30 protein-coding genes are annotated in these 26812 nt (G+C 69.3%); 25 read left to right on the top strand and 5 right to left on the bottom strand.

Going from position 1 to position 26812, the window contains the following annotated elements; genetic code table 11:
* Positions 1-24: 24 nt before the first annotated feature.
* From DAERI_RS17710 to DAERI_RS17670, 9 genes are all read left to right on the top strand, one after another.
* The gene (locus tag DAERI_RS17710) at positions 25-531 is read left to right on the top strand and encodes a GNAT family N-acetyltransferase (protein ID WP_103130767.1); all 507 of its coding nucleotides are present in this window, start codon (positions 25-27) and stop codon (positions 529-531) included.
* A gap of 116 nt (positions 532-647) precedes the next feature.
* Positions 648-1118 (top strand): GNAT family N-acetyltransferase, encoded by a 471-nt coding sequence (locus DAERI_RS17705; protein ID WP_103130766.1) that lies wholly within the window; start codon positions 648-650, stop codon positions 1116-1118.
* A 64-nt stretch (positions 1119-1182) separates the two neighbouring features.
* The gene (locus DAERI_RS17700) at positions 1183-1713 is read left to right on the top strand and encodes an N-acetyltransferase (RefSeq protein WP_103130765.1); all 531 of its coding nucleotides are present in this window, start codon (positions 1183-1185) and stop codon (positions 1711-1713) included.
* Positions 1714-1762: 49 nt separating this feature from the next.
* A complete protein-coding gene (locus DAERI_RS17695; protein WP_103130764.1) occupies positions 1763-3400 on the top strand; it encodes a hypothetical protein in 1638 nt (545 codons plus the stop codon).
* 46 nt (positions 3401-3446) lie between these two features.
* Positions 3447-3845: a four helix bundle protein gene (locus DAERI_RS17690; protein WP_103130763.1), complete on the top strand. Its 399-nt coding sequence runs from the start codon at positions 3447-3449 to the stop codon at positions 3843-3845.
* A 50-nt stretch (positions 3846-3895) separates the two neighbouring features.
* On the top strand, positions 3896-5080 hold the full coding sequence (carA, locus tag DAERI_RS17685) for a glutamine-hydrolyzing carbamoyl-phosphate synthase small subunit (protein ID WP_103130762.1): 1185 nt from the start codon (positions 3896-3898) through the stop codon (positions 5078-5080).
* A 111-nt stretch (positions 5081-5191) separates the two neighbouring features.
* Positions 5192-7510, top strand: coding sequence for a uracil-DNA glycosylase (locus tag DAERI_RS17680; RefSeq protein ID WP_103130761.1), 2319 nt, complete (start codon positions 5192-5194; stop codon positions 7508-7510).
* On the top strand, positions 7507-7749 hold the full coding sequence (locus tag DAERI_RS17675) for a DUF7336 domain-containing protein (RefSeq protein ID WP_103130760.1): 243 nt from the start codon (positions 7507-7509) through the stop codon (positions 7747-7749). Before DAERI_RS17680 ends, DAERI_RS17675 begins: the two co-directional genes overlap by 4 nt.
* Positions 7749-8807 (top strand): DNA topoisomerase IB, encoded by a 1059-nt coding sequence (locus DAERI_RS17670; protein WP_103130759.1) that lies wholly within the window; start codon positions 7749-7751, stop codon positions 8805-8807. Before DAERI_RS17675 ends, DAERI_RS17670 begins: the two co-directional genes overlap by 1 nt.
* An 84-nt stretch (positions 8808-8891) precedes the next feature.
* Here the strand turns inward: DAERI_RS17670 and DAERI_RS17665 are convergent, their stop codons facing one another.
* The 3 genes from DAERI_RS17665 to DAERI_RS17655 form a co-directional block, all read right to left on the bottom strand.
* Positions 8892-9314: a VOC family protein gene (locus tag DAERI_RS17665; RefSeq protein WP_103130758.1), complete on the bottom strand. Its 423-nt coding sequence runs from the start codon at positions 9312-9314 to the stop codon at positions 8892-8894.
* Between the two features lie 25 nt (positions 9315-9339).
* Positions 9340-9798 carry a MarR family winged helix-turn-helix transcriptional regulator gene (locus tag DAERI_RS17660; protein WP_103130757.1) on the bottom strand — a complete coding sequence of 153 codons (459 nt, stop codon included), beginning with the start codon at positions 9796-9798 and terminating at the stop codon, positions 9340-9342.
* 221 nt (positions 9799-10019) lie between these two features.
* Positions 10020-11132: an alpha-hydroxy acid oxidase gene (locus DAERI_RS17655; RefSeq protein WP_103130756.1), complete on the bottom strand. Its 1113-nt coding sequence runs from the start codon at positions 11130-11132 to the stop codon at positions 10020-10022.
* Positions 11133-11198: 66 nt separating this feature from the next.
* Here DAERI_RS17655 and DAERI_RS17650 point away from each other — a divergent pair, with 66 nt between their 5' ends.
* The 16 genes from DAERI_RS17650 (at position 11199) to DAERI_RS17575 (ending at position 25882) form a co-directional block, all read left to right on the top strand.
* Positions 11199-11696 carry a DUF427 domain-containing protein gene (locus DAERI_RS17650; protein WP_103130755.1) on the top strand — a complete coding sequence of 166 codons (498 nt, stop codon included), beginning with the start codon at positions 11199-11201 and terminating at the stop codon, positions 11694-11696.
* Positions 11697-11885: 189 nt separating this feature from the next.
* Positions 11886-12296, top strand: coding sequence for a hypothetical protein (locus tag DAERI_RS17645; RefSeq protein WP_103130798.1), 411 nt, complete (start codon positions 11886-11888; stop codon positions 12294-12296).
* A 3-nt stretch (positions 12297-12299) separates the two neighbouring features.
* On the top strand, positions 12300-12914 hold the full coding sequence (gene pth, locus DAERI_RS17640) for an aminoacyl-tRNA hydrolase (RefSeq protein ID WP_103130754.1): 615 nt from the start codon (positions 12300-12302) through the stop codon (positions 12912-12914).
* 296 nt (positions 12915-13210) lie between these two features.
* Positions 13211-14257 carry a M42 family metallopeptidase gene (locus DAERI_RS17635; RefSeq protein ID WP_235610446.1) on the top strand — a complete coding sequence of 349 codons (1047 nt, stop codon included), beginning with the start codon at positions 13211-13213 and terminating at the stop codon, positions 14255-14257.
* A gap of 36 nt (positions 14258-14293) precedes the next feature.
* A complete protein-coding gene (locus DAERI_RS17630) occupies positions 14294-14851 on the top strand; it encodes a DUF4126 domain-containing protein (protein ID WP_103130752.1) in 558 nt (185 codons plus the stop codon).
* A 258-nt stretch (positions 14852-15109) separates the two neighbouring features.
* A complete protein-coding gene (locus DAERI_RS17625) occupies positions 15110-15505 on the top strand; it encodes a P-II family nitrogen regulator (RefSeq protein WP_165794269.1) in 396 nt (131 codons plus the stop codon).
* Complete coding sequence (locus tag DAERI_RS17620) at positions 15502-16800, top strand: ammonium transporter (RefSeq protein WP_103130751.1); 1299 nt, start codon at positions 15502-15504, stop codon at positions 16798-16800. Before DAERI_RS17625 ends, DAERI_RS17620 begins: the two co-directional genes overlap by 4 nt.
* 420 nt (positions 16801-17220) lie before the next feature.
* Positions 17221-17538: a V-type ATPase subunit subunit G family protein gene (locus tag DAERI_RS17615; protein WP_103130750.1), complete on the top strand. Its 318-nt coding sequence runs from the start codon at positions 17221-17223 to the stop codon at positions 17536-17538.
* Between the two features lie 8 nt (positions 17539-17546).
* Entirely contained in the window at positions 17547-19589 is a 2043-nt protein-coding gene (locus DAERI_RS17610; RefSeq protein WP_103130749.1) for a V-type ATP synthase subunit I, read from the top strand.
* Positions 19590-19654: 65 nt separating this feature from the next.
* Positions 19655-19963: an ATP synthase subunit C-like protein gene (locus DAERI_RS17605; protein WP_103130748.1), complete on the top strand. Its 309-nt coding sequence runs from the start codon at positions 19655-19657 to the stop codon at positions 19961-19963.
* Positions 19964-19970: 7 nt separating this feature from the next.
* Complete coding sequence (locus DAERI_RS17600) at positions 19971-20540, top strand: V-type ATP synthase subunit E (protein WP_103130747.1); 570 nt, start codon at positions 19971-19973, stop codon at positions 20538-20540.
* 11 nt (positions 20541-20551) lie between these two features.
* Complete coding sequence (locus tag DAERI_RS17595; protein WP_103130746.1) at positions 20552-21532, top strand: V-type ATPase subunit; 981 nt, start codon at positions 20552-20554, stop codon at positions 21530-21532.
* Complete coding sequence (locus DAERI_RS17590; protein ID WP_103130745.1) at positions 21525-21851, top strand: V-type ATP synthase subunit F; 327 nt, start codon at positions 21525-21527, stop codon at positions 21849-21851. Before DAERI_RS17595 ends, DAERI_RS17590 begins: the two co-directional genes overlap by 8 nt.
* 90 nt (positions 21852-21941) lie before the next feature.
* Positions 21942-23708 (top strand): V-type ATP synthase subunit A, encoded by a 1767-nt coding sequence (locus tag DAERI_RS17585; RefSeq protein WP_103130744.1) that lies wholly within the window; start codon positions 21942-21944, stop codon positions 23706-23708.
* Complete coding sequence (locus tag DAERI_RS17580; protein ID WP_103130743.1) at positions 23705-25117, top strand: V-type ATP synthase subunit B; 1413 nt, start codon at positions 23705-23707, stop codon at positions 25115-25117. Before DAERI_RS17585 ends, DAERI_RS17580 begins: the two co-directional genes overlap by 4 nt.
* Before the next feature lie 96 nt (positions 25118-25213).
* Entirely contained in the window at positions 25214-25882 is a 669-nt protein-coding gene (locus tag DAERI_RS17575) for a V-type ATP synthase subunit D (RefSeq protein WP_103130742.1), read from the top strand.
* A 44-nt stretch (positions 25883-25926) separates the two neighbouring features.
* Here DAERI_RS17575 and DAERI_RS17570 read toward each other — a convergent pair whose 3' ends face one another.
* Both DAERI_RS17570 and DAERI_RS17565 read right to left on the bottom strand, forming a co-directional pair.
* Entirely contained in the window at positions 25927-26475 is a 549-nt protein-coding gene (locus DAERI_RS17570) for an HD domain-containing protein (protein ID WP_235610445.1), read from the bottom strand.
* Between the two features lie 32 nt (positions 26476-26507).
* Complete coding sequence (locus DAERI_RS17565) at positions 26508-26738, bottom strand: hypothetical protein (RefSeq protein ID WP_103130741.1); 231 nt, start codon at positions 26736-26738, stop codon at positions 26508-26510.
* Positions 26739-26812 lie beyond the last annotated feature (74 nt).

The raw sequence follows: 26812 nt of genomic DNA, 5'->3' as shown, positions 1-26812 counted from the left end.
ATCTTCCGCCCGGAGGCTTCTGCCATGACCCTCACCGATGTCCATATCCACCTCCGTCAGGCCACCACTGAGGCCGACCTCGACACCCTGCGCGACCTCATCCTGGCCGTGGGCCTGAGCAGCGAGCGGGACACCATCACCGTGACCCTGGAGGGCTCCACCTACTGGATCGCCGAACTCGACGGCGTGCCGGGCGGCTGCATCGGCCTGGAGCACGGCGAGGGCGCCTCGCTGATCCGCTCGACCGCCGTGGTGCCGGGGGCGCGCGGGCAGGGCCTGGGCCGGGCGCTGGCGGAGTCCGCCCTGACCTACGCCACCCTGCGGGGGGACCGCGCGGTGTACCTCTTCTCCACGGATGCCGGGCCGTTCTGGCGGGCCTTCGGCTTCGAGGAGGTGCCCGTGGCGGAACTCGCGGCGGCCCTGCCCCACACGCCCCAGGTCCTCAGCGGGCAGCAGCGCGGCTGGATCAGGGACGAGGTGGCCTGGAAGCGGACCCTGAATGTGCCCGCCGGGGAGGCCCGCAGTGCCTGAGCAACCTCTGACCCTCCTGCCGGGCGGCTTGCGCTATGCTGCGCGCACGCACAATTCAGCCGTGCCGGACGCCCGCGGGGGTGAGCCCGGCGCGACCCCCCCCGGAGGACATTCCCATGACCGACCCGAACATTCAGATTCGCCTCGCTGGTCCCCAGGACAAGGAGATCGTCACCCGCGTGATGCAGGAAGCCGGGCTGGAAACCGAGGCGGCGCTCGCCGAGGGCACGACGTACTGGATCGCCACGCGGGGCGGCCAGCCGGTGGGCGCCATCGGCCTGGAGCACGGGGACGGGGCCTCCCTGCTGCGCGGCGCGGCGGTGCTGCCGAGCGCGCGGGGGAGCGGGCTGGGCCGCCGCCTCGTCATGAGCGCGGTGCAGTACGCCCAGGGCCGGGGCGACCGGGCGATCTACATGTTCAGCAAGGGCGGCGACTGGAGCAACTTCGGCTTTCAGCAGGTGCCGCTGGCCGTGGTGATGGGCGAACTCCCCGACGCCCCGCAGATCCGCGCCTACCGCGCCCGCAGCGAGCGTCCCGGCGGCACGACCTGGATGCGCCCGCTGGACCGGGCGGCGAGCAAGGCGTAGGGGGAAAGTGGGGGCGGGGCGACCTCACCCCACGGGCGCCGCGTCCCGCGAAGGGGGGTCACCCATGACCCTCCTCACCCTCGACTCCATCGCCGTTCCCGACCTGCACCCGGGAGCGCCGCTCTCCACCCGCAAGGCGCGGCTCAGTGACATCGACGCCATCCACGAGCTGATCGGCTACTGGGCGGCGCGCGGGCTGATGCTGGTGCGCTCCAGGGCGCTGCTCGCCGAGACCATCCGCGACTTCCACCTCGTCCTGGCCGACCCGCACGAGGGGAAACCGGGCGGACTGGCGGGGGTGTGCGGCCTTCACATGCTCGCGCCCGATCTCGCGGAGGTGCGCGGGCTGGCCGTCCACCCCCATATGCAGGGGCGCGGGCTGGGCAAGCAACTCGTTGGGGCCTGCGAGGCCGAGGCGCGTGAGATCGCCCTCCCCGCCCTCTTCGCCTGGACGTACCAGCAGGGCTTTTTCGAGAAGTGCGGCTTCACCCGCATCGAGAAGACGAACCTGCATCCCAGGGTCTGGAGCGAGTGCCAGCGCTGCGCCTTCTTCGAGAACTGCAACGAGATCGCCATGTACAAGGCGCTGGGGTGAGGCAGATGTGCGCCCCCAGTGTGCTGAGGTCACGTTTAGGATGGGGGCCATGAGACTCCCCCGCGCCGTCGCCCTGACCACTCTCCTCGCCGTCTCCGCCGCCGGGGCCTCCCCGCTGGCCGAGCAGCTTCCCGCCGGGGCTCTCCTGACCCTGGAGACGCACAACGCCGCGCCCGCCTTCGAGCGGATCGGCGGCCTGCTGGCGCGGGCGCTCGGGGCGGACCCCGAGGGGGAGGCGGGGCAGACCGTTCAGGGCCTCCAGGCGATCCTGGCCGACTCGCTGGGGCAGGAGGCCGCGCTCGGCGTGTTCACGGTGGGGCAGGGAGCCAACTTCTCGCCGGAGGTGCTGGGCGTCACGCGGGCGGGCGACCTCGCCTCGGAGTTCTTCGGGGCGCAGATCCCCAAGGGGCCCGGGGCGCGGGTGGGGGCGTACCCCCTCGTCCGGGCGGGAAATGTCTTTGCTGGGCAGGCGGGTGGGCTGGTCTACTTCTCCACGAACAAGACGCTGCTCATGAACTATCTGGGGCGGCTGGGGGGCAAGGCGGCCCCGAGGCTGGGCGACTCGGTCGCCTACACCACGCCGACCCGAACCGTGGGCAACCAGGAGCTGAGCCTCTTCCTCGACTTCTCGGGGGTGGCGAAGGTCATTCGCGGGCAGTTCGCGCGCTTCGGCCTGCCCCGGCTGCTCTCGCCCATCGTGGACGCGGTGGACACGCTGGGGCAGTACGCGGCGGGCCTCACGACCACGGCGGCGGGGCTCAGCGCCCGCAGCGCCCAGGTGCCTGGCGTGCAGGGCAAGGACCAGCCCCTGCGCCGCATCCTGACCCATACCACCGACTTCCGGGTGCAGGACGTGATTCCTGCTGACGCCGAGAACGTGTCGGCGAGTGCGTGCGCGCCCGAGCAGCCCGCGTACCTGGCCCGCTGGCTCACCCGCGTGGACCTGCTGGAGCCCTTCGGGTTCCTGACCGACAGCCAGCTCGCCAGCTACATGGAACGGAGCAGTCAATATCTGGGGGACGAGTGCGCGAGGGTGACCCTGGCGGGCGGGAGCCGGGCAGGCCTGAACACGAACGATCCTCTCGCCGCCCTGCGCTACGCCGTCACGTACCAGCGCGTCACCGACCGCGCCGCCGCCGAGGCGCAACTGCCCGAGTACGCGGCCAGCGTGAATGCCGCCCTGGCGGGGCTGAAGGGCAACCTCGGGGGCCTCTTCAAGGGCCTGACCGGGTCGTTGACCCCCGGCGAGCAGAGCCCGGCGGAGGTCGCGGCCCTGAACTCCGCCAGCCGCAGCCTGGACGACCTGACGAACGCGCTGGGCCGCCTGAAGATGGTGTACGGCTTCCGGGGCGACTACCTCGTGACCGCCTACAACGAGGAGGCGCTGCGGGCGGCCCTCGCCGAGGGTCCGGCCACGCTCGGCAGCAGTGGCGCCTTTCGCGCGGCGAACCTCAACCTGACGAACGCGGCGGGGTGGAGCTACGGCCGCAACCTGCCGGACCTGAGCGCGGCGGACTTCCGGGCCGCCCTCTCTGCGGCGACGCCCGGCGAGGAGGCGGACCCCATGCTGAACCGCCTCTCCAACGTCTTCGCCGACCTCATCAACCGCTACGACGGCATGACCTCGCAACGCTCGGTGCGGGGTGGCGTCGTCGTCGGTCAGTCGTCGGTGCGGTACCGCTGGTGATGGGGAGCGTTCAGGACTCAGCGTTCAGCAGTCAGAAAGAGAGGAGATGCGCGACTTTCGGAACTTCTCCGTCTGGAGAAAGGCACATGCCCTGACGCTTAGGGTCTACGCCGTCAGTGGTGGGTTTCCTCTCGACGAGCGGTATGGGTTGACTTCACAGATCCGCCGGGCCGTGGCGTCAGTGCCCACGAATATTGCCGAGGGGTGTGGTCGGGGGTCGTGGTCGGATATGCGCCGATTTTTGCTGATTGCCTTTGGCTCGGCGAGTGAAACGGAGTACCTGATCCTGCTCACCCGTGATCTGGGCTACCTCGGTCAGGAGCAAAGCGGCGAACTCCTCCAAGCCGTACAGGAGGTCAAGCGGATGCTCGGTGGCCTGGTCGCCAAAATCGACCTGAAACTCAGTGTAGGCTCCGCAGGGTCGGCGGCCCTTTCTGACCGCTGACTGCTCTCTCCCATGAAATCCGCCCCGCGAGGCGATATGGAGGTTTCCCTATGATCAGAAAAGAACGGGCGATCCTGGCCCTGGAAGACGGCACGGTGTACCGCGGCTACGCCTTCGGGCACCGGGGCGAGACGGTCGGCGAGGTCGTGTTCAACACCTCCATGACGGGCTACCAGGAGATCATGACCGATCCCTCGTACAACGGGCAGATCGTGACGATCACCTACCCGCACGTGGGCAATTACGGCGTGGCGATCTACGACATGGAGAGCAACAAGCCCTACGTGCGCGGCTTCATCTCCCGCGAGTTCTCGGGCGACTACTCTAACCACCGCGCGCAGCAGTCGCTGGAAGCCTTTATGCAGCAGTACGGCGTGGTGAGCATTCAGGGCATCGACACCCGTGCCCTCGTGCGGCGGCTGCGCTCGGGCGGCGTCGTCAAGGGCGTGATCGCCCACCGCTCCTACACCCACCCCGAGGACCCCTACGGCGAGTTCGCCCCCGCCGAGGAGCAGGTCTATGTCCAGCGCGCCCGCGACCACCAGGACATTGACGGGCACGACATGACGAAGGAGGTCACGACCTCCCTGCCCTACGCCTTTCCCACCCTGCGCCACGGCAAACGCGTGGTCCTGATGGACTTCGGGATCAAGCACACCATCATCGAGCGGCTGGCGGAGGTCGGCATCGAGCCCATCGTCGTTCCGGCGCACACGACCCCGGCGCAGATCATGGCGCTCCAGCCGCACGGCCTCTTCCTGAGCAACGGCCCCGGCGACCCCGCCCCCCTGGAGTACGCGCACAAGACCGCCTGGGAACTGATGGGCCTGCTCCCCACCTTCGGCATCTGCCTGGGGCACCAGATTCTGGGCCTGGCGGCGGGTGGCCGGACCTTCAAGATGAAGTTCGGGCACCGCGGCGGCAACCAGCCCGTCAAGAACCTGCTCACCGGGAACGTGGAGATCACCGCGCAAAACCACGGGTACGCGGTGGACATCGAGTCGATTCCGAACGGTTCCTTCGTCGCCACCCACGTCAACCTCAACGACGGCACGCTGGAGGGCATGGCGCACAGCCGCTACCCGGTCTTCTCGGTGCAGTACCACCCGGAGGCGAGCCCCGGGCCGCACGACAGCCGCTACCTCTTCGACCGCTTCATTGAGGAGATCGACGCCTTCGACGGGGCGAACGGCTCGCCGGTGGTGAAGGCGGTGACGGGGCGGCTGGGGGTCTAAGCTTCTCCAGATAGTGGCGGGTCGTCTCTCGGGGCGGCCCGCTTCACCTTTTCTTGGATGTGGGCGCGGGCCTACCGTCCCCACGGATGAGGTGGGGGAGACTCCTCCCCGATGCCCCGTCCGCTCGGCGGTCCCCCGGTGCAGGTCGTCTGGTTCAAGAAGGACCTGCGCGTGCGCGACCATGCTCCTCTCGCCCGGGCAGCGGAGCGCGGGCCTGTGCTGCCCCTCTACCTCTATGAGCCTGAACAACTGGGGCACGAGGAGTTCGCGGGGCATCACCTGACCTATTTGAACGATTGCCTGACGGAGCTGGATGGTCGGCTGCGGGCGCTCGGCACCCCCCTTGTCGTGCGGCGGGGCGAGGCGGTCGCCGTGCTGGAGGAGTTGTCCGAACTCGTTCCGATCGGCGGCCTGTGGGCGCACGAGGAAACCGGGAATGGAGTCAGCTACGCGCGGGATAGGCGGGTGCGGGCCTGGGCGCGGGAGCGGGGCATTCCCTTCGTCGAACTGCCGCAAAGCGGGGTGGTGCGGAGGTTGCGCGACCGGGACGGCTGGGCGGACACGTGGGAGGAACGGATGTCGGCGCCGATCATTCCCACGCCGACCACGCTGCGCGGGACGGACCTCTCGCCAGGCGGCCTCTGCACCCACGCGGAGTTAGGCGTCCCGCTGAACAACAAAACCATTCCTCCCGGCGGTGAGGCCATCGCCCACGCCACCCTCGACTCGTTCCTCACCGCGCGCGGCGTGAACTACATGCGCGAGATGAGCAGTCCCCTAACCGCCGAGGACAGTTGCTCGCGCCTCTCGGCCCCCCTTGCCTTCGGGACCATCTCTCTGCGGGAGGTCGTGCAGGCGACCCGGCGGCGCCTCGCCACCGTGAAGGGCGACCCCGACGCCGATCCCCGCTGGGTGCGCTCCCTCCGCTCCTTCGAGAGCCGCCTGCACTGGCACTGCCACTTCATCCAGCGGCTGGAATCCGAGCCGGAGATGGAGTTCCGCAACCTCAACCCGGTCTTTGACGGCCTGCGACCAGATGTGGGTGACCCAGGTTGGAATCCCGACCTTTACGACCGTTGGGCGCACGGGCAGACAGGCTATCCCCTCGTGGACGCCTGCGTGCGGATGCTTCGGGCGACGGGTTGGCTCAACTTCCGCATGCGGGCCATGCTCGTCTCCTTCGCCTCGCAGCACCTGTGGCTGCACTGGCGGCCCACGGGCCTCTTCCTGGCGCGGCAGTGGCTCGACAACGAGCCCGGCATCCACTGGTCGCAGATGCAGATGCAAAGCGCGACGGTGGGCATCAACCGCGTCCGCATCTACTCGCCCACCCGTCAGGCGCGGGAGCAGGACCCGGACGGGGTGTTTATCCGCCGCTGGGTGCCGGAACTGGCCGACGTGCCGCTCGACTTCCTGCACGCGCCCTGGGAGTGGAGTGGAGCCACCCGCCTGAACTACCCGCCCCCAATCGTGGATGAAGGAAAAGCCGGGGCCGCCGCGCGGGCCAGAATCTATGCTGCGCGGGAGAGTGCGAGCTTCGAGGCCGAGGCCCGGCGCGTCTACGAGCGGCACGGCAGCCGCAAAAAGGCCGTGGTGCGCGCCGAGCGGGCCGCCCGGGGCCTGCCGCCCAGGCCCGAAAAGGTTCTCAGACCCGCCCTGAAACGGAGACCCCCACCCATGAGTGACCAGCCTGACCTGTTCGGCCTCACGTCCACGGAACCCAAAGCCGAGGCGCCCAAGGCGATCATGCCCGCAGGCCTCCCCGAGTCCTGGCAGCGGGCGCTGGAGCGCGAGTTCGCCGCGCCCTACTTCCACACCCTCAAGGATTTCCTGGTGGAGGAACGCCGCGCGCACAACGTCTTTCCGCCCGCGCCTGACGTGTTCAACGCCCTGCGCCTCACGCCTCTGGAGGACGTGAAGGTGTTCATCCTGGGCCAGGACCCCTATCACGGCCCGGGGCAGGCGCACGGCCTGGCCTTCAGCGTGCGGCCGGGTGTGCGCCCGCCCCCCAGCCTTCAGAACATCTACAAGGAGTTGCAGAGCGACGTGGGCTTCAAGCCGCCGAGACACGGCTACCTGCGGCACTGGGCCGAGCAGGGCGTGCTGCTGCTGAACGCTGTCCTGACTGTCCGTCAGGGCGAGCCCAACAGCCACGCGGGCAAAGGCTGGGAACAGTTCACCGACGCCGTGATCCGCGCCGTGAACGACAAGCCGACGCGGGTGGTGTTCGTGCTGTGGGGTGCCTACGCGCGCAAGAAGGCGAAGCTCGTCACGAATCCGCAGCACGTCATCATCGAGTCGGCCCACCCCAGCCCCCTCAGCGTGGCGAAGTTCATGGGCACCAAGCCCTTCTCGCGGGTGAACGCCGCGCTGGAGGAGGCGGGGGAGACGCCGATTGACTGGCAGTTGCCGATGCAGGCAGAGGAATGAGGGAAGTTTTCATCGTGCAGCATGTGCATGAGTTTGGGGATGGCAACGAGGACGTGAAGATGATTGGCGTCTACTCCGATCGTGCCTCAGCGGAGGCCGCTGTAGAACGGCTAAGCCGACAGCCAGGTTTCAGGGATTGCCCCGAAGGATTCCACGTGGATGCTTATCGTCTCGGTGAGGATCACTGGACGAGTGGTTATGTCAATGCCTTCGATGATGTAGAAAATGAGGCGCACTGATGACCAGCCGCACCGAAATCCTGCAAGACGAGTATCTGCGCCGCGAGGGCAACAAGCCTGACGAGTTCCGCTACTTCTGGCCCGACGGGGAGGAATACACGGACGAGGAGGGTCTGGCCCGCATCGCCTCGCTCGCCGTGCCGCCCGCCTATGAGGGCGTGTACGTCTCTCCCGATCCCGACGCAGAGCTTCAAGCCTTCGGGCGGGATGCTGCCGGACGCCTCCAGTACCGCTACCACTCCGACTTCGTGCAGGCGGGGGCGCTGAAGAAGTGGCAGCGGCTGGCACGCTTCGCGGACGCCCTGCCCACCCTGCGGCAGGTGACCGCCGCCGACCTGCGCCTCTCCGGCCTGCCCCGGCGCAAGGTACTCGCCGTGATGACGCGGCTGCTGCACGTCGCGCACTTCCGGGTGGGCAGCGACGCCTACGCCCGCGCGCACAAGACCTACGGCCTCTCCACCCTGCGGCAACGGCACGTGAAGGTGGAGGGCAGCGCCATCACCTTCCACTTCCGGGGTAAGCACGGCATCGAGCAGCACAAGACGGTGCGCGACCGCACGCTGGCCACCAACGTGGGGCGGCTGCTGGAACTGCCCGGCCCCTGGCTCTTCCAGAGCGTGGAGGAGGACGGCACTCGCCTGCGTGTCCGTGCCCCCGACCTGAACGCCTACCTGCGCGAGGTCATCGGCCCCTTCACCGCCAAGGACTTCCGCACCTGGGGCGGCACCCTGATCGCCGCCGAATTCCTGGCCGAGGCGGGAGCCCCCGAGTCCGAGAAAGCGGCCCGCAAGACGCTGGTGGAATGCGTGAAGTATGTCGCCGAGGATCTGGGCAACACGCCCGCCGTCACCCGGAGCAGCTACATCTGCCCGGTGATCTTCGACCGCTATCAGGAGGGCAAGGTCCTCGACGACTACGAGCCCCGCGCCACCCGCAGCGAGCCGGAACTGGAGGGCCTGACCCGCGCCGAGGCCGCCCTGAAGCGGATGTTGGAGAGCGAGAAGGCGCTCAGGACCCCGAGGATGAGGAGAAAGCAGAAGCAGGCGCACGCGGCCTGAGGTTGGGGCGGACATCTCAGGGCTTGTCGCCCTGAGCGCCGAAGAGTTCTCATTCCGTTGCGCCCCGCTGCACCAGGCATGGAGCTACCCGTCCGCCCCCTGCCCGGCCCAGGGGCTGCCCTGCGGCACCTCGACCCACTGGACCAGTTGGAGGATCAGGCCGTTGGGGTCCGAAACCTGAAAGTATCGCTCGCCCCACGGCTCAGTCTCGATGGGAGTGACGATGGGGACACCTTCGGCCTGCAAGCGCGCGTACTCGGCGTCGATATCATCCACCACGAACACGACGAGGAGGCCCTGCCCGGCGCTTCCGGCGATGTGCCGCGGCTTGAAGGTGGACAGTCCCGTTTGCAGGAAGATCAGGTTGAACCCCGCGTCTCCCCGGGTCAGGGAAGCCACGCCCTCGTACTCCATCTCGGGCACGAAGCCGAAGTGCCGTTGCAGGAACTCGGCGGAAGCGCGAACGTCGGGCACGTTGAGCGAGAGGGCCGACTGGGTGATTTGCATGGCTGCTCCTCCTGTTGGGGGGAAATCAGGGAGCCGACTCCGCGTCCTGCTCCAGCCGCTCGCGCAGGGCACGGAGCGTGGTCAGGGCGGCCTGAAGGGTTTCTGCGGTCTGCCCTTCACCCAGCCGGTTGGCCCACTCGGCCTGGGCGGGGATAAGGTGGGCGGCTGCCACCTCTCCTTTCGCCGTCAGTTGCACCAGCCGGGCGCGGCGGTGCCCCGGATTGTCCACATAGGTCAGAAAGCCGTCCCGCTCCAGGGCGTCGGTCAGTTGCTGCACGCTCTGCCGCGCCAGACCCATGACCCGGCTGATCCCCGACACGGTGACGGGACCATGTTCCACCACCCCCAGCACCTGCCAGCGGGCGCTGCTCAGGCCCAGCGGGCGGGTCAGGCGGTCACCCGCGTCCAGCAGCAGTCCATTCAGCCGAAAGACCTCCAGCAGCAGTTCGGTAAAGGCGGCCCCCTCCGCCGTGAGTTCGGGCATGGATGTGCAGCTTAACTTGTTGACAGGAGCCTGTCAAATTTGGGGGATAGGAGGTGGGCTTTTCTTTTCAGGCGGTCCCAGCTCTGGAAGCTGCTCTGCTGCGGCGCCCCCTCACCCCTGGCCGCGCCAGGCCCTCTCCCACGGGGGGAGGGGGTCGGAAGGCAGGGACTCAAGAGGGTTGCCGTTTGTTGGGACACAAGCCTGAATGGGAGGTGCCGTTCTTACAGTCGCACCAACTCCCGCCCCACCTGCCCGATGTTCTGCTTGCCGCACAGGGCCAGCGCCAGCCGCACCTCGTCGCGGAGGAGGTCGAGGGTGCGCCGCACGCCTGCTTCCCCTCCTGCCGCCAGGCCCCAGAGGGCGGCCCGGCCCAGGAATACGGCCCGGGCGCCGAGCGCGACAGCTTTGAGCACGTCCGTTCCGCGGGTGACCCCGCCGTCGAGATAGACCTCGACCTGCCCGGCGACCGCCTCCGCGACCTCGGGCAATGCCTCAATGCTGCTCACGGCGGTGTCGAGTTGCCGCCCGCCGTGGTTGCTGACCCAGACGTGAGCGCCGTGCTGGGCGGCGAGCAGGGCGTCCTCGGCAGTCAGAATGCCCTTGAGCACGATGGGTAGCGACGTGACCGAGCGCAGCCACCCCAGGTCGGCCCAGGTGAAGGTCTTGGAGATCAGCCCCTGAAAGTAGTTCACGAGCTGCGACCCCGACTCCGACTCGAACTCGGCCAGGCGCTCGCGGCTGCCCACGTTCGGGACCTTCAGGTGCGGCGGCAGGGCGAAACGGTGGCGTTCGTTGGGTTCGCGGCGACCGACGAAGGGGGCGTCCACGGTCAGCACGAGCGCCCGCGCGCCCGCCGCCTCGGCCCGGTGGACCAGTTCGGCACTCACCTCCCGGTCCTTGTAGGGGTAGAGCTGGAACCAGAAGCGGCCCGGCACCTCCCGCGCGACCTCCTCGATGGGCGTGTTGGAGAAGGTCGAGAGCGTCATCACGCTGCCCGCCGACGCTGCGGCGCGCGCCGTCGCCCGCTCCGCCTCCGGGTGCGCGAGGCCGTGAAAGGCGCTCGGGGCGATGCCGACGGGGAAGGCAAGGGGCAGGCCCAGCACCTCCGTCCGCGTGTCCACGCTCGACACGTCCACGAGCATCCGGGGGCGCAACCGGAGACGGCGGAAGCCCTCCCGGTTCTCGCGCAGCGTCACCTCGTCGTTCGCGCCGCTCGCGTAATACTCCAGCGCGTTGCGGTCGAGCCGGGAGCGGCCCAGCGCCTCGATGTCCGCAAGGTTCACCGTGCCGCTCAGCTCGGGGGTCTCGGCGTCCGGCAGATTCACGGTGGTCATGGGTCAGCCTACCCGATGGGGGGAAGGCCGACAGCCCTGGACGCTGGCGACGATCACACTGCCCCCATGCCGCGCCCCCAACCCGTGAAGCCCGGTCCCGGCCAGGAGAGCGTATGGGACTACCCGCGTCCTCCCCGGCTGGAACGGACGCCAAGGCGCATCGAAATCTGGCTCGGCGGGGTGAAGATCGCCGAGACGACGGAGGCTTTTCGCGTCCTGGAGACGAGCCATCCCCCCACCTACTACCTGCCGCGCGGGGCCTTCCTGCCCGGCGTGCTGACCCAGGCGGGCGGCGGCAGCGTCTGCGAGTGGAAGGGCGAGGCGTCGTACTGGACGCTCTCGGCTGGGGGAAAGACGGCCCAGGGCGCAGGCTGGAGTTATGAACGGCCCACGCCTGCTTTTCGGGAGATCGCGGGCCATATCGCCGTCTACGCGGGCCGGATGGACGAGTGCCGGGTGGACGGCGAGCGCGTCATTCCCCAGCCGGGCGGCTTCTACGGCGGCTGGATCACATCGGACGTGGTGGGGCCGTTCAAGGGGGAGCCGGGGACGTGGGGCTGGTAGGGTTCGGCCCGTTTGGCGAGCATCCGCCCGCCCGCCGTTGTCCTCGCGCCGCATGGGATTGGGCGGAGTGGCGCGAGCGTCCTTCCCCTCACGCAGGCCGGGATGAAGGCCGTGGCGACCTCCTTTTACAGCGCGAACTTGAGGGACAAGGACCGGGTGGACCTCGCCGCCCCCTGCTACCCTTGGCCCATGACGGCTACGGACGCTCAGGTACGCGCGCGGCTCACGGCGCTGGCGCAGGCGCTGCGGCACTTCCACTCGGCGCTGCTGGATTTTGCCAAGGGCGAGTACGAGTTCCTGCACGGCCCGGTGAAGGGACCCTTCGCGCTGTACTCGCTCGTGATGAATGACTCCTCCTTCCAGTGGCTGCGCCCCCTCTCGGGCCTGATGGCGACGCTCGACGAGGTGCTCGACACCAAGGACACGGTGCTGACCGAGCGCAACGTGCAGGACGTGCGGCAGGCGCTGGGCCTCCTCTTCGCCGAGACGGACACCCGCTTCGCCGATTTTCGCGCGGGGTACGCCCGGGCGAGGGGCGAGGCGCGCGTGCGCGAGACCGAGGCCCGCTGGCGCGAGACGCTGAACAGCCTGGAGGCCTGAGCCTTGAAACTCGTCGTCGGCCTGGGCAATCCGGGCACGCAGTACGCGCGGACCCGACACAACGTCGGCTGGCTCGTCGTGGACGAGGTGGCCCGCCGCGGGGGGGCCGTCTGGCGCAAGGAGAAAGACGCCGAGGTGGCCGAGGTGCGGGTGGGCGCGGCTCCCGGTGCCCGGGTCCTCCTCGTCAAGCCGCAGACCTTCATGAACACGTCGGGCAAGGCGGTCGGGCCGCTCGTCGCCTTCTACAAGCTGGAGCCGGACGCCCTCCTTGTGGTGCAGGACGATCTGGACAGCCCCTTCGGCCTCCTCAAGTTCCGACTGGGCGGGCGCCACGGTGGGCAAAACGGGGTGCGCGACCTCATCCGTGCGCTGGGGACCGAGCAGTTCCCGCGCCTGAAAGTCGGCATTTCCCGTCCCCCGGCGGGCTGGGACCCCGCCGACTGGGTGCTCAGCAAGTGGCGCGAGGAGGAGGCGGGCACCCTCGCCGAACTCGTGCGGCTGGGGGCAGATGCGGTGGAGGTCTGGGCCACGCAGGGGCTGGCGGAGGGGCAGGCCCGCTTCAACGGCACGGACCTGCGCCCGAAGCCCGAACCCGAGGCGGCGCCCCCGGCGTCCTGATGCGGTGAGTGTCACTTGGCTGGGGATTGTTTCGCTTGTACATGAGCAATGGTCCGGTGAGTTTGGTGGATTCCAAGTGCCAGAAAGCCGCCTTGGCACGTGATCTTTTGCCCCTCCCCCTTGAGGGGGGAGGCTGGGAGGGGGTGAACGGGCACGTCTCCCGGCGCGGCAGAATCTCAAGACCCCGGAGAACGTAACGGACCCCTGATCCTGCCAAGTGGCCCGTCCCCCTGAGTCGAACAGCCGCCGGGCCAGCTTCGCCCGGCCCTCTCCCCGTGCGGCGTATCCTGGCCCGCGTGACCACAACGGAACTGCGGCTGGACCTTCTTCGTCAGCTCTCGGACCTGAACGGCGTGCCCGGCAATGAGGATGCGGTGCGCGACCTCGTGCTGCGCGAGCTGGAGGGCCTGGCCGACGAGGTGCGGGTGGACGCCCTCGGCAACGTGTTCGCCCTGCGGCACGGCGGGGGCGAGGGCAAGCGCGAGCGGGTGATGCTCAGCGCCCACATGGACGAGATCGGCTTCCTGGTCAGCTTCATCGACGACCGGGGCTTCCTGCGCCTCCAGGCGCTCGGCGGCTTCGACACCCGCAACCTCTTCGCCCGCAACGTGACCGTGCAGACGCGCGGCGGCCCCCTCCCGGGCGTGATGACGCCGGGCGGCAAGCCCGTCCACATCGCCACGCCCGAGGACCGCAAGAAGGTGCCCGAGGTCAAGGAGTTCTACGTGGACCTCGGCCTGGACGGGGAGGAGGTCAAGCGCCGGGTGCGGGTGGGCGACATGGTGACCCTCGATCAGACGGCCCGGCAGGTGGGCAAGCTCACCGTCGGCAAGGCGATGGACGACCGCGCCAGCGTCTTCCTGGGGCTGGAGGTGCTGCGCCGCTTCCGCGACATCCGCCCCCGGCACGACGTGGTCGCCGTCTTCAGCGTGCAGGAGGAGGTGGGGCTGCGCGGCGCGACGGTCGCGGCCTACGGGGCCGAACCCACCCTCGGCATCGGGCTGGACGTGACCCTGGCGGTGGATACCCCCGGCGTCGGGCCGGAGGAGGCGGTCACCCGGCTGGGCGACGGCATCGGGATTAAGGTCTTCGACTCCTCCATGATCTCGACCCGCTGGCTGGTGGACGACCTGGTGGACCTCGCCGAGCGCGAGGGCATTCGCTACCAGCTTGAGGTGCTGCCGCTGGGCGGAACGGACGGCGCGGCGATTCAGAAGTCGCGGGCGGGCGTGCCCAGCGTGACCCTCAGCGTGCCCACCCGCTACATCCACACCATCGTGGAAGCCGTCCACGAGGACGACCTGCGGGCCGGGGTGGACCTGCTCGTGGCCTACCTGCGCTGAGGCAACTCTGGGGGGCGGGGCGCGTACTGGGGAGATATGGAACTGCTGTCCGGTCTGCTCTCCTCCCTCGGCCTGTCGGGCGCGGCGGGGCTGAACGCCTACATCCCGCTCCTCGTCGTGGGGCTGCTCTCGCGCTCCGGCGTGCTGCACCTGAGCGCGCCCTATGACCTGCTGGGCAACCCCTGGGTGCTGCTCGGGGTCGGGGTCCTGGGCCTGCTCGACTTCGTGGGCGACAAGATTCCCGGCGTGGACCACGTCCTCCACCTCGTCGGCGGGGTGGTGAACGCGGCGGCGGGGGCGGTGCTGTTCGCGGCTCAGGCCGGGATCGCGGACGTGCCCCCGGCGCTCAGCCTGGCGCTGGGCCTGCTCGTGGCGGGGGGCGTTCACACCACCCGCGCGGCCATCCGCCCACTGGCGACCGCCACGACCGGCGGGCTGGCGAACCCAGTGGTCAGCACCGCCGAGGACGGCGCGAGTCTCACCCTCAGCCTCCTCGCCGTGTTCGCCCCGCTGCTCGCCGCGCTGGGGCTGGCGGGCATCCTCATGCTGGCCTACCGGCTGTGGGCGGGGAGGCGGGCACGCCGGGTGACCTGAGCCTTTAGACAGAACAGGGGGGAGAGGCCGAGAAAGCCTCTCCCCTCTACCTTGTGGCCTCCCGAACTCGGCCTGTTGTTCAAAAAATTTCCCACAACTCGCACTTCTGCCCTCTCACCCACCCTTCCCTACCTACAACTTGTTCACATCCGTCTGTACATCTGCCCAAGTTTTCGTTGACAACTTGCATCCCCCCTCCTACCCTGGCCGCATGCAGGGATGCGAACACTGCAAATTGAGCGGGAAAAAGGAGACGCCATGAAATTGATCACGGCGGTCGTGCGGCCCGAACGGGTGCAGCAGGTCAAGGAGGCGCTGTTCCAGGCGGGGATCAGCGGGATCACCCTCAGCCGCGTCTCGGGACACGGCGGCGAGCAGGAGGTGGTCGAGCACTACCGCGGCACCCGGGTGATGATCGAATTCCGCGAGAAGGTGGAGTTCCGCATGGCCGTCTCCGAGCCCTTTGTGGACGTGGCGATCCGGGCCATCTGCCAGGCGGCCCGCACCGGCGAGGTGGGTGACGGCAAGATTTTCGTGCAGCCGCTGGAACGGGTGGTCCGCATCCGCACCGGCGAGGAGGACAACGCCGCGCTCACCCCGGTCACCGAGACGAAGCTCACGCCGGGCGTCCCGGTTCAAGGAGCCATGCCATGAAAAAACTCCTGCCCCTGCTCCTTCTCCTCGGCGGCGTGGCCCTCGCGCAGGACGCCAAGCCCGAACTGAACGCGGGTGACACGGCCTGGATGCTCGCCTCCGCCGCCCTCGTGCTCCTCATGACGCCCGGGCTGGCCTTTTTCTACGGCGGCCTGACCCGCGCCCAGAGCGTGCTGAACACCATGATGATGAGCGTGGTGTCCATCGGCCTGGTCGGCGTCGTCTGGATGCTCGCCGGGTATACCCTCGCGTTCGGGGAGGGCGGCAACGCCTTCGTCGGCGGGTTAAGCCACCTGGGGCTGGAGGGCCTGAAGGACCAGCTCACCGGCACCATCCCGTCCTACGTCTTCGCGGCCTTCCAGGCGATGTTCGCCATCATCGCGCTCGCGCTGGTGAGCGGCGCCGTGATCGAGCGGATGCGCTTCGGGGCCTTCATCCTCTTCGGGGGGCTGTGGAGCCTGCTGATCTACTCCCCGCTGGCCCACTGGGTCTGGAGTTCGGACGGCTGGCTGTTCAAGCTGGGCGCGCTGGATTTTGCGGGCGGCACGGTCATCCACATCGCCGCCGGGGTCAGCGGGCTGGTCGCGGCGATGGTCCTGGGCTCGCGGCTGGGCTTTCCCCGCACCGCGCACGTGCCGCATAACGTCCCCTTCGTCCTGCTGGGCGCCGGGCTGCTGTGGTTCGGCTGGATGGGCTTCAACGCCGGGAGCGCGCTGAGCGCCGGGCAGACGGCGGGCCTCGCCTTTATCACCACCCTGGTCGCGCCCGCCGCCGCCATGCTGACCTGGCTGGGCTGGGAGAGTAGCCGCTCCGGCAAGCCCACCGCCGTGGGGGCCGCCACGGGCCTGGTCGTGGGTCTGGTTGCCATCACCCCCGCCTGCGCCTTCGTGAGCCCCTGGGCTTCCGTCATCGTGGGGGCTCTCGGGGCGACCGCCTCCTTCTGGGCCGTGCAGTACAAGCACGCCATGCGCGCCGACGACTCGCTCGACGTGTTCGCCTGCCACGGGGTCGCGGGCATCGTGGGCGCCGTGCTCACCGGGGCGCTCGCCTGGACGACCGGGCAGGGCAAGCCCGTGGGCGAGCAGGTCCTGATCCAGCTCGTCGGCGTCGCGGCCAGCGTGGTGTGGACGGGCCTGGGTTCGCTGATCCTGCTGCGGCTCGTGAGCCTCTTCACCCCGCTGCGCGTTCCGGCCAGCCAGGAGATTGCGGGCATCGACATCAGCGCCCACAGCGAGCAGGGCTACAGCGAGAACGAGACCGGCCTGGGCGCCCCGGTGTTCCTCGGCGGCGACTGAAGGGCATTTCCCCCGAACTTCCACGTCCTCCCGTCCCCGACCGCATCCCCGGGGGCGGGACTTTTTCAGGGTGACGCGACATTCTGGCGCAATGCATGTTCGGGGGAGGGAGGTGAGCGCTCCGCCGGAGGCCGGCCCCATCCGCTGGTCGGGACCGGACGACCTGCACCGGCCTTTCCCCTGTCCCCACCCCGTCTGAGGATGATTGTCCTCGGGTAAAACGAACCTTATGGTACTATCTGCGCGGGCTTGACAGCACTCTTCGTCGGGCCCGTGATTCCAAAGTGGGCTCGTGCCCTGGTGCGCTCCATTCCCCGTGGGTGGAGCGCCGTGAACCACGGAAGCCGGACACTGGAGCAGTCAAGTGAGCTGGAGCTGTGTTCCCCAAAGACCGTGTTGTAAGGAGAAAGGAGGAGCGATTTGGACGCCGCTAGTCGAATCCTGAGCGAACTCGCCACCCGCGAGCGGGCTCTGGACGCGCAGTTGGAGGCCGCCCGGGCCGAGGCGCAGCGCGAGGTCGAGGCCGCCGAGGCGCAGGCCGCGCGCATCCTGCAAGACGCGCAGGCCCAGGCCGCGCAGATGCGCCGCGAGTTCGAGGAGGTGCTGGCCGGGCAGACGGAAGCGATCCGCGCCGAGGCCCGCGCCCACGCGCAGCAGGAAGTCTCCGCCGTGCAGTCCCGCAGCGAGGGCAAGCTCGGCCAGGCCGTCGAGCACATCCTGAGGGCGGTGCTGCCTTGATCAGCCGAATGCACCAGGTGATCGTCGCGGGCCGTCAGCGTGACAGCCGCGAGGTCATGGCTGCCCTGCAAGGGGCGGGGGTGCTGCACATCGTTCCCCTCGACGCGGAGGGGTTTGAGACCGGGCCGCTGGGCGGCGCTGCCGCCGACGAGCGCCGCAACACCGAGCGCCTGCTCGCCCGCACCGAGTCCACCCTGGGCGAACTCGGCGCGGTGCGCGGCACAGGTCGGGGCGCTGTCGCCCCCCTGCCCCCCGAGGGCGAGTGGGCCGCCCGGGTGGAGGAGGTCGCTCAGCCCGCCTCGGCCCTGGGGGCGCGCGAGGGCGAACTCCAGGCGGACCTCGACACGCAGGGCGCCTACGGCGAGGTCGTGCGCGTCCTCGCACGGCTGGCGGGCGGTGTGGACCAGAGCCGCCGCCTCGCCCTGCTGACCTTCACCGTGGGGGCGCCCGAGGAGCTGCGCGGGGTGGAGGACGCCCTGCGCGCGGACCTGGGTGACCGCTTCGCCCTGGCGAGCGACCGGGTGAACGAGCGCGTGGTCGCGGGCGCCCTGGCGGTGCCGCGCGCCGACCGCGAGAAGGCCCGCGCGGCGCTCTCGCGCGCCCGGGTGGGCGAGCTGCGCCTGCCGGGCCGCTTCGACGCGATGCCGGTCGGCGCCGTGCAGGCCGAGTTCGAGCGGATTGCCCGCGAGAATCCCGGCGCCCTGGACCAGATCCGGGCCGAGAAGCGGCGCCTGGCCGACGCGCACGGCCCCGCGCTGTTCGCCATCCGCGACGCGCTGGCCGACCGGGTCGCCATCGACGAGGCGCGCTCGCAGTCGGCGCGCGGCAAGTACGGCTTCGTCCTCCAGGGCTACGTGCCCGACGAGGGCCTGGGTGCTTTCCGCGCGGCGATGGACGCGATGAAGGGCCGCGCCCTGTACGAGGTGCAGCCCGTCGACGAACACCACGCCGAGGCGGTGCCGGTGAAGCTGCGGAACAACAGCTACGTGCGGAACTTCGAGTTCCTGCTCAACATCTCCGATCCCCCGCGCTACGGCACCTTCGACCCCTCGTGGGTGGTGGCGGTGTTCTTCCCGCTGTTCTTCGGCTTCGTGGTCGCGGACATCGGCTTCGGCCTGCTGTTCCTGATCGCCTCGCTGTGGATGCTGGCGCGCAGCCGCCGGGGCGAGAGCCTGCCGGTGGGCCTGCTGGGCACCACGCTCGACCCGGGGACGCTGTACCAGGTCGGGTACGTGCTGCGGACCATGAGCCTGTGGAGCATCCTGTGGGGCGTTCTCACCGGCGAGTTCTTCGGCAACGTGCTGGAGAAGCTGCATGTCTTCTACTACAATCCGGACCTGATCCGGAATCTGTGGGGCGTGCCGTTCAGCCCGGCGACCCTGGAGAGGCTCACCGAGGAAAAGCACCTCAGCGGCCTGATCCCGATCCTCTTCCCGCGCACCCTGCCCGAGTTCAGCATCACGGTGCTGCTCATCTGCCTGGGGCTGGGCATCGTGTTCCTGTTCTGGGCCTGGGGCCTGCGCGCCCAGCTCAGCCTCAAGCACCGCCACATGCACCACTTTTGGGAGGCCGCGGGCATCCTGGGCGGCATGGTGGGCCTGGTGTCGCTCGCCTTCGTCTCGCAGGCGGGCCGCGACTTCGGCGCCCTGGGCAACCTCGGCGACTGGCGCGTGCTGCTGATGATCGCGGGCTTCGTGGTCTTCCTGCTGGGCGTCGTGCTCGCCCGGGCGCCACTGATGCTGATCGAGATCCTGTCGCAGGGCGGCTTCATCATCTCCTTTACCCGTCTGTTCGCAGTGGGTGTGGCGGCGGCCATCCTCGCCAACCTCGCCACGGACGTGGGCTGGGGTCTGGGCGGCACGCTGCCGGTCATCGGCCCGATCCTGGGCGTCCTGGTGGGATTCGTGGTGCATGCCTTCCTGTTCGCGCTCACGATCCTGGGGCACATCATGCAGCCGCTGCGTCTGATGTGGGTGGAGTACCTCAACCCCACCGGCTACTTCCAGGAGAGCGGCCCCCGCTACCAGCCCTTCGCCCGCCACCTCAAGTGACCCACCCCCATTCACCTGGTCATTTGACGCCCGCACGTCTAACAACCATCTTTCGGAGGAAACCCATGAAGAAGATTGTCAAGTACCTGCCCGCCCTCACCGCCGCCACCGTCGCCAGCTCCGCGCTGGCCCAGGAAGCCGCCGCTGGCGCCGCCACCGGTGACGCCAACGCCGCCGGCCTGCGCGCCATCGGCGCGGGCCTCGCGCTGGGGCTGGGCGCCGTGGGCACCGGCCTGGCGCAGGGCCCCATCGGCGCCGCCGCCGCGGGCGTCGTCGCCGAGCGCCCCGAGAAGTTCGGCCAGATGGCGATCTGGTTCTTCATCCCGGAGACGCTCGTGATCTTCGGCTTCGTCGGCTTCTTCCTGCTGCGCTGAGGATCATATGAGCCTCGGTGACATCCTCGAAAATGAAACCCGCGACGAGATCGCGCGGATCCGGGCGCAGGCGCAGGAACGCGCCGCCGCCATCCTCGCGTCGGCGCGGGAGCGGGCCAGCAACCTGCTCGACAGCCAGAAGCGCAGCCTGGACGCCGAACTCCAGGCCGGGCTGACCCGCGCCCGCAGCGCCGCCGACCTGGAGGCGAACGCCCAGCGGCTCGCCGCCGCCGACCAGGTGCAGGCGCGCGCCTTCCAGCAGGCGGAGGCCGAACTGCGCGGCGCGCCCGCCTCGCCCCAGTACCCGCAGATTCTCGCGCGCCTGATTCAGGAGGCGAGCGCGGCCCTGCCGGGCGCCGAGGTGGTGGAGGTTCACCCCAACGAGGTGCAGGCCGCCCAGACCGCGCTGGCGCAACTCGGCCTTAGCGCCCAGGTCCGGCCCAACCCCGCCATCGAGACGGGCGTGCGGCTGGTCGGGCGCGGCGGCAAGACGAGCGTGCAGAACACGCTGATCGGCCGCCTGGAGTCGGGCCGCGACTCGCTCACGGCGGAGGTCGCGCGCCTCCTGAACGGCTGAGGGGAGGGACTTTGACCAACCCTTACGGTTACATCAATGGCCGCGTGCGGATGCTGCGCGCCGACCTGCTGCCCGCCCGCGTCATCGACGACGCGGCGGGGGCCGGGAACTACGCCGAGTACCTGCGCGTGGTGTCGGAGACGCCGCTGCGCGAGGACATGGGCGACGCGACCGCGCAGGACGCGGGCCTGGCGGAACTCGACACGGCCCTGAGCCGCAACTACCTGCGGAGCATCCAGCACCTGCGCTCCATCGCGGTGGGTCAGCCCGCCCGCGAGGTCGAGGCGCTGCTGCTGCGCTACGACGTGCTCAACGCCAAGACGCTGGTGCGCGGGGTGCTGGCGGGCCGGGGCAGCGAGGACATCCTCACCGCCCTGGTGCCCGCCGGGACGATCCCCTGGCCCGTGCTCCAGGCGGCGGCGACCGCGACCGACGTGGCCTCGCTCGCCCAGACGCTCGCGGTGGCGGGGGGCAAGATCGGCGGCGTGCTGCGCTCGGCGGTGGGCGCAGGGGCGAACAGCCTGCTCGACCTCGAAGTGGCCCTCGACCAGGGGTACTACCGCACGGTCCTCGCGGGCGTGCGCGGCGTGAACGTCCGGCGCTACTTCACCCGCGAGATCGACGTGCGCAACGTCCTGATCGCGCTGCAACTGCGCGGCTCTGCGCCGTCCTCCCGCTACTTCATCCCCGGCGGGCGGGACGTGACGGAGGCCGACTTCCTGCGCGTCGCGGGGGGCGACAACACGCTCGGCGACCCCTCCCTCCAGGCCATCCTGGAGGCGCCGGACCTCGCCAGCGCCGAACTCGTGGCCCGGCGGCAGCTCGACGAGGCGTCGCGCAACGTCGCCATGAGTGACGCCTTGGGCGCGGGCATCGTGCTGGACTACCTGCGCCGCAAGGAGCAGGAGATCGCCAAGCTGCGGCTGATCGGGCGCGGGAAGTTCTACAACCTCCCCGCCGAGGACCTCAGGAGGGAACTCAGCGATGCATAGGGTCGTCGTGCTGACCGACCACGAGACGGCCACGGGCTACCGCCTGGCGGGCAGCGAGGTCGTGGAGACCACCCCCGCCGCTGCCCAGCATGCCCTGGAACGCCTCATCACCGAGGGGAACTACGGCCTGGTGGCCGTGGACACCAGCCTGATCCCCGACCCGGCGACGGCCACGGCCCGTGTCATGCGGGGGCGGGACCTCCCCATCCTGCTGCCCATCCCCAGCCTGCGGGACGCGTTTTCCTCCGACACGGTGGACGCCAAGGCCTACATGGGCAAGTTGGTGCGGGACACCATCGGATTCGACATCAAGCTTTAAGGTAGGAGTTCCGGGAGCGGAGGCGTTGGGGGTCAGGATGGTCCTGACGCCTCCACTTTCAGCCCCCCTTCCCCCTCTCAAGGAGACCAGATGACGCAGACGCAGAACAAGCAGGGCGTCGTGCAGAACATCGCCGGACCCGCTGTGATCGCCAATCACATGTACGGCGCGAAGATGTACGACATCGTGCGCGTGGGCAAGGAGCGCCTCGTGGGCGAGATCATCCGCCTCGACGGCGACACCGCCTTCGTGCAGGTGTACGAGGACACGAGCGGCCTGACCGTCGGCGAGCCCGTGGAGACCACTAATCTGCCGCTGTCCGTGGAACTCGGGCCGGGGATGCTCAACGGCATCTACGACGGCATCCAGCGCCCGCTGGACAAGATCCGGGAAGCGTCGGGCGACTTCATCGCGCGCGGCATCGAGGTGTCGAGCCTCGACCGCACGAAGCGGTGGGCCTTCACCCCCTCGGTGCAGGTGGGCGACACGGTGACCGGCAGCTCGATCCTGGGCACGGTGCCGGAGTTCTCCTTCACCCACAAGATCCTCGTGCCGCCGGAGGTGCAGGGCCGCCTGCGCTGGGTCGCCGACGCGGGCGAGTACACCATCGACGACACCATCGCGGAGCTGGAGGACGGCACGAAGTTGCGGATGGCCCACTACTGGCCCGTCCGCGCGCCGCGGCCCGTCGCCCAGAAGCTCGACCCCAGCCTGCCCTTCCTCACCGGGATGCGGATTCTCGACGTGCTGTTCCCCCTGGTGATGGGCGGCGCGGCGGCGATCCCCGGGCCCTTCGGCTCGGGCAAGACGGTGACGCAGCAGTCGGTCGCCAAGTACGGCAACGCCGACATCGTGGTGTACGTGGGCTGCGGCGAGCGCGGCAACGAGATGACGGACGTGCTCGTGGAGTTCCCGGAACTGGAAGACCCCAAGACCGGCGGGCCCCTCATGCACCGCACCATCCTGATCGCCAACACCTCCAACATGCCGGTGGCGGCGCGCGAGGCGTCGGTGTACACGGGCATCACGCTGGCGGAATACTTCCGCGACCAGGGCTACAGCGTGTCGCTGATGGCCGACTCCACCAGCCGCTGGGCCGAGGCGCTGCGCGAGATTTCCTCCCGCCTGGAGGAGATGCCCGCCGAAGAAGGCTACCCGCCCTACCTGGGCGCCAAGCTCGCCGCGTTCTATGAGCGCGCGGGCGCGGTGAAGACCCTCGCGGGTGAGGACGGCGCGGTCTCCGTGATCGGTGCCGTGAGCCCGGCGGGCGGCGACATGTCCGAGCCCGTCACCCAGGCGACCCTGCGCATCACCGGCGCGTTCTGGCGTCTGGACGCGGGCCTGGCCCGTCGCCGTCACTTCCCGGCGATCAACTGGAACGGCTCCTACTCGCTGTTCACCCCGATCCTCGACCGCTGGTACCGCGAGAACGTCGGTCCCGACTTCCCCGAGCTGCGCCAGCGCATCGGCAACATCCTCCAGCAGGAGGCCAGCCTCCAGGAAGTCGTGCAGCTCGTCGGCCCCGACGCGCTTCAGGACCAGGAGCGGCTGGTGATCGAGGCGGGCCGCATGCTCCGGCAGGACTTCCTCCAGCAGAACGGCTTCGACCCGGTGGACGCCAGCGCCTCCATGCCCAAGAACTACGGCCTGATGAAGATGATGCTGAAGTTCTACGACGAGGCCGAGGCCGCGCTGCGTCAGGGCGCCACCATCGACGAGATCATCCAGAACCCGGTGATCGAGAAGCTGTCGCGCGCCCGCTACGTGGCCGAGGGCGAGTTCATGGCCTACGGCGAGAGCGTGATGGACGAACTCGACACCACCTTCAAGCGCACCGCCCAAGGAGTGAGAGCGTGACCACCCTCCTGAAGAAGGAATACAACGACGTCGCGTACATCTCCGGGCCGCTGCTGTTCGTGAACGCGGCCAGCGACCTCGCCTACGGCGCCATCGTGAATATCCGCGACGGCTCGGGCCGCACGCGCGGCGGGCAGGTCATCTCGGTGTCCGACCAGAACGCCGTCATCCAGGTGTTCGAGGAGACGCGCGGCCTGGACCTAGCGACTGCCTCGGTGAGCCTGGTCGAGGACGTCGCCCGCCTGGGCGTGTCCAAGGAGATGATCGGCCGCCGCTTCGACGGTCTGGGCCGCCCCATCGACGGGCTGCCGCAGGTCGTGGCCGAGCAGCGCCTCTCGATCAACGGGCAGCCCATGAACCCCGCCGCCCGCGCCAAGCCCGAGGAGTTCATCCAGACGGGCATCAGCACCATCGACGTGCAGACCAGCCTCATCCGCGGGCAGAAGCTCCCGGTGTTCTCGGGCTCGGGGCTGCCTCACAACGAGCTCGCCGCGCAGATCGCCCGCCAGGCGAAGGTGCCCGGCCACGAGGGCGACTTCGCGGTGGTGTTCGCGGCGATGGGCCTGACCCAGCGCGAGGTGAGCTTCTTCACGCAGGAGTTCGAGCGCACGGGCGCGCTGGCCCGCTCGGTCCTCTTCCTGAACCGCGCGGACGATCCCGCCGTGGAGCGGCTGCTGACCCCGCGCATGGCGCTCACGACCGCCGAGTACCTGGCGTTCGAGCACGGCTACCACGTGCTGGTGATCCTGACCGACCTCACGAACTACTGCGAGGCGCTGCGCGAGATCGGCGGCGCCCGCGAGGAGATTCCCGGTCGGCGCGGCTTCCCCGGCTACATGTACACCGACCTCGCCTCGCTGTACGAGCGCGCGGGCGTGGTGCAGGGCAAGCCCGGCTCGGTCACCCAAATCCCGATCCTCTCCATGCCCGACGACGACATCACCCACCCCATCCCCGACCTGACCGGCTACATCACCGAGGGGCAGATCGTGGTGGACCGTGGCCTGAACGCCAAGGGCATCTTCCCGCCGATCAACCCGCTGCCCAGCCTCTCGCGCCTCCAGGGCAACGGCATCGGCAAGGGCAAGACCCGGGCGGACCACAAGAACGTGTCCGACCAGCTCTTCGCCGCGTACGCGAACGGCCTGGACCTCCGCAAGCTCGTCGCCATCACGGGTGAGGACGCGCTGACCGAGACCGACAAGCTGTACCTGCGCTTCGCCGACGACTTCGAGACGTACTTCATCGGCCAGGGCGGCCAGGACCGCTCCATCGAGGACAGCCTGACGGTCGCGTGGGCCATCCTCTCCAAGCTGCCCCAGAGCCAGCTCACCCGCCTCAGCCGCGACTCCATCGACAAGTTCTACGGAACGAAGCTCGACGAGATGTGGCGGGGGAACCGGATCTAACGGTCAGTGGGGAGTGGGAAGCTGTCAGTGGGAAGAGCCTTTTCCACTCCCCACTGACCACTTCCCACTCCCCCCACCGACGAAGGAGGTGGACCCATGGCAGGACAGATCAGCCCCACCCGCTCCGCGCTGCTCGCCAGCAAGGCCAGCCTGAAGACCGCGACGGGCGGCGCCGACCTCCTCAAGCGCAAGCGCGACGCCCTGATCGGCGAGTTCTTCGCGCTCGTGAAGGATGCGCTGGCGGCCCGTGAACAGCTCGGCGGCGTGAGCCGCGGCGCCTACACCAGCCTGTTCGGCGCGAAGGCGTGGGACAGCCCGGAGGCCGTCGAAAGCCTGAGCCTCGCGTCGAGCGGGGACTACGCCGTGGACATGCAGATCGAGAGCATCTACGGCGTGAAGGTGCCCCGCATCAACATCCCCGAGCGCCAGGCTGCGACCAACTTCAGCCCGATCACCGTGGGCGCCCGGACCATCCAGGCCGCGACCGACTTCGGCGGCGTGATGGAGGCTATCGTCAAGGTTGCTGCGACCGAGACGAAGCTGCGGCGCATCGGCGAGGAGATCAAGAAGACCTCCCGGCGTGTGAACGCGCTGGAGCAGGTCGTGATTCCCGGCATTCAGGACGACATCCGCTTTATCCGCGGCGTACTCGACCAGCGCGAGCGCGAGGAGAGCTTCCGCCTGAAGAAGATCAAGGCCAAGCTGGAGCGCGACAAGGAAGAGCAGAACGCCCAGGCCGGGCAGCACGGCACCGCCGCCGACTGAGGACTGGACGCAACGGAAGACCGCCTCTCTATGGGGCGGTTTTTCTATTGCAGACGCTTGAGGGCGTGGGTGAGGTTCGTCCGCGCCTGAGCCTCCAATCCCGCGAACTTGGGAGTGGTGAAGATGCGCTCGCGGTCGAGGAAGCCGCGCAGGACTCGCGCCCGCCCGACTCGGTATACCTCCTCGGGGACAAAGGCGTATTCCTGGCGGATGGCCGCGTCATAGGCGGCAAAGGCCTCGGGATTCGCGCCCAGAATGCTGAGGTCGGCGTCCACGAGCAGCGCCTCGCCCCGTGTCGCTGGAGGAGCCGCGTGACGGGTGGCGAGGATCAGGGCCCGGACCTCTTCCTCCAGTTCGGGCTGAATGCCCTGCCCACGCAGCCACGCGCCGAACACTTCCGCGCTCCGTTCCTCGTTGTCCGGCCTCTGCGGGTCGTACACGAGGTCGTGGCCCCAGGCAGCGAGGGCGAGGGCCGGGGTCAGCAGGCCGTGCGAGTCCAGCGTGTGGAGGACAGCCCGAACGTGGTCGGCGTTGTGGTAGGCGCGGTGAGGCTCGGCATAGAAGGGGAGGGCGAACGCCTCGGCGGCGGCCAACAGGCCTTCACCCTGTCTGCTTGAAGGGGAAATTACAGCTCCGCCGAAGTGCTGGGAACCGCCGCCTTGCGTCGGCTGGAGGTCCGGGGAGCGGATGCCGCGGCAGGTCGATGGTCGGGGTCCAGGCCGCACAGGATGTTGTAGGTGCGGCGGATGTCGGCGGCGCGGGCCTCCACGTAGCCCTGGCCGACCTTGCCCTCGTAGGTGTTGGGCTCGGTGAGGTTGTAGGCGAGTTGCAGGGCCTTGCTCTCGAAAGTCTCCATAGTCACCTTCTCTATAACAGCCGCGCCTCAGGCGAGCGTCAGGGTTGCACAGCCCTCTGCCCCCAGCGCCCTAG

It is taken from the genome of Deinococcus aerius (genome assembly GCF_002897375.1).
In the GTDB taxonomy this organism is placed as follows: Bacteria; Deinococcota; Deinococci; order Deinococcales; family Deinococcaceae; genus Deinococcus; species Deinococcus aerius.
Note: the sequence above shows the minus strand (reverse complement) of the source record. Positions and strands in the feature narration are given on the sequence as shown.

Excerpts from the sequence above, each read along its gene's own strand:
- DAERI_RS17590 (WP_103130745.1), top strand. The coding sequence starts at position 21,525 with ATGCATAGGGTCGTCGTGCTGACCGACCACGAGACGGCCACGGGCTAC.
- DAERI_RS17695 (WP_103130764.1), top strand. The coding sequence starts at position 1,763 with ATGAGACTCCCCCGCGCCGTCGCCCTGACCACTCTCCTCGCCGTCTCC.
- DAERI_RS17650 (WP_103130755.1), top strand. The coding sequence starts at position 11,199 with ATGCCGCGCCCCCAACCCGTGAAGCCCGGTCCCGGCCAGGAGAGCGTA.
- DAERI_RS17620 (WP_103130751.1), top strand. The coding sequence starts at position 15,502 with ATGAAAAAACTCCTGCCCCTGCTCCTTCTCCTCGGCGGCGTGGCCCTC.
- DAERI_RS17645 (WP_103130798.1), top strand. The coding sequence starts at position 11,886 with ATGACGGCTACGGACGCTCAGGTACGCGCGCGGCTCACGGCGCTGGCG.
- DAERI_RS17675 (WP_103130760.1), top strand. The coding sequence starts at position 7,507 with ATGAGGGAAGTTTTCATCGTGCAGCATGTGCATGAGTTTGGGGATGGC.
- DAERI_RS17705 (WP_103130766.1), top strand. The coding sequence starts at position 648 with ATGACCGACCCGAACATTCAGATTCGCCTCGCTGGTCCCCAGGACAAG.
- DAERI_RS17660 (WP_103130757.1), bottom strand. The coding sequence starts at position 9,798 with ATGCCCGAACTCACGGCGGAGGGGGCCGCCTTTACCGAACTGCTGCTG.
- DAERI_RS17700 (WP_103130765.1), top strand. The coding sequence starts at position 1,183 with ATGACCCTCCTCACCCTCGACTCCATCGCCGTTCCCGACCTGCACCCG.
- DAERI_RS17680 (WP_103130761.1), top strand. The coding sequence starts at position 5,192 with ATGCCCCGTCCGCTCGGCGGTCCCCCGGTGCAGGTCGTCTGGTTCAAG.
- DAERI_RS17670 (WP_103130759.1), top strand. The coding sequence starts at position 7,749 with ATGACCAGCCGCACCGAAATCCTGCAAGACGAGTATCTGCGCCGCGAG.
- DAERI_RS17630 (WP_103130752.1), top strand. The coding sequence starts at position 14,294 with ATGGAACTGCTGTCCGGTCTGCTCTCCTCCCTCGGCCTGTCGGGCGCG.
- DAERI_RS17665 (WP_103130758.1), bottom strand. The coding sequence starts at position 9,314 with ATGCAAATCACCCAGTCGGCCCTCTCGCTCAACGTGCCCGACGTTCGC.
- DAERI_RS17585 (WP_103130744.1), top strand. The coding sequence starts at position 21,942 with ATGACGCAGACGCAGAACAAGCAGGGCGTCGTGCAGAACATCGCCGGA.
- DAERI_RS17605 (WP_103130748.1), top strand. The coding sequence starts at position 19,655 with ATGAAGAAGATTGTCAAGTACCTGCCCGCCCTCACCGCCGCCACCGTC.
- DAERI_RS17625 (WP_165794269.1), top strand. The coding sequence starts at position 15,110 with ATGAAATTGATCACGGCGGTCGTGCGGCCCGAACGGGTGCAGCAGGTC.
- DAERI_RS17690 (WP_103130763.1), top strand. The coding sequence starts at position 3,447 with ATGCGCGACTTTCGGAACTTCTCCGTCTGGAGAAAGGCACATGCCCTG.
- DAERI_RS17710 (WP_103130767.1), top strand. The coding sequence starts at position 25 with ATGACCCTCACCGATGTCCATATCCACCTCCGTCAGGCCACCACTGAG.
- DAERI_RS17600 (WP_103130747.1), top strand. The coding sequence starts at position 19,971 with ATGAGCCTCGGTGACATCCTCGAAAATGAAACCCGCGACGAGATCGCG.
- DAERI_RS17655 (WP_103130756.1), bottom strand. The coding sequence starts at position 11,132 with ATGACCACCGTGAATCTGCCGGACGCCGAGACCCCCGAGCTGAGCGGC.
- DAERI_RS17575 (WP_103130742.1), top strand. The coding sequence starts at position 25,214 with ATGGCAGGACAGATCAGCCCCACCCGCTCCGCGCTGCTCGCCAGCAAG.
- DAERI_RS17610 (WP_103130749.1), top strand. The coding sequence starts at position 17,547 with ATGCACCAGGTGATCGTCGCGGGCCGTCAGCGTGACAGCCGCGAGGTC.
- DAERI_RS17565 (WP_103130741.1), bottom strand. The coding sequence starts at position 26,738 with ATGGAGACTTTCGAGAGCAAGGCCCTGCAACTCGCCTACAACCTCACC.
- carA (WP_103130762.1), top strand. The coding sequence starts at position 3,896 with ATGATCAGAAAAGAACGGGCGATCCTGGCCCTGGAAGACGGCACGGTG.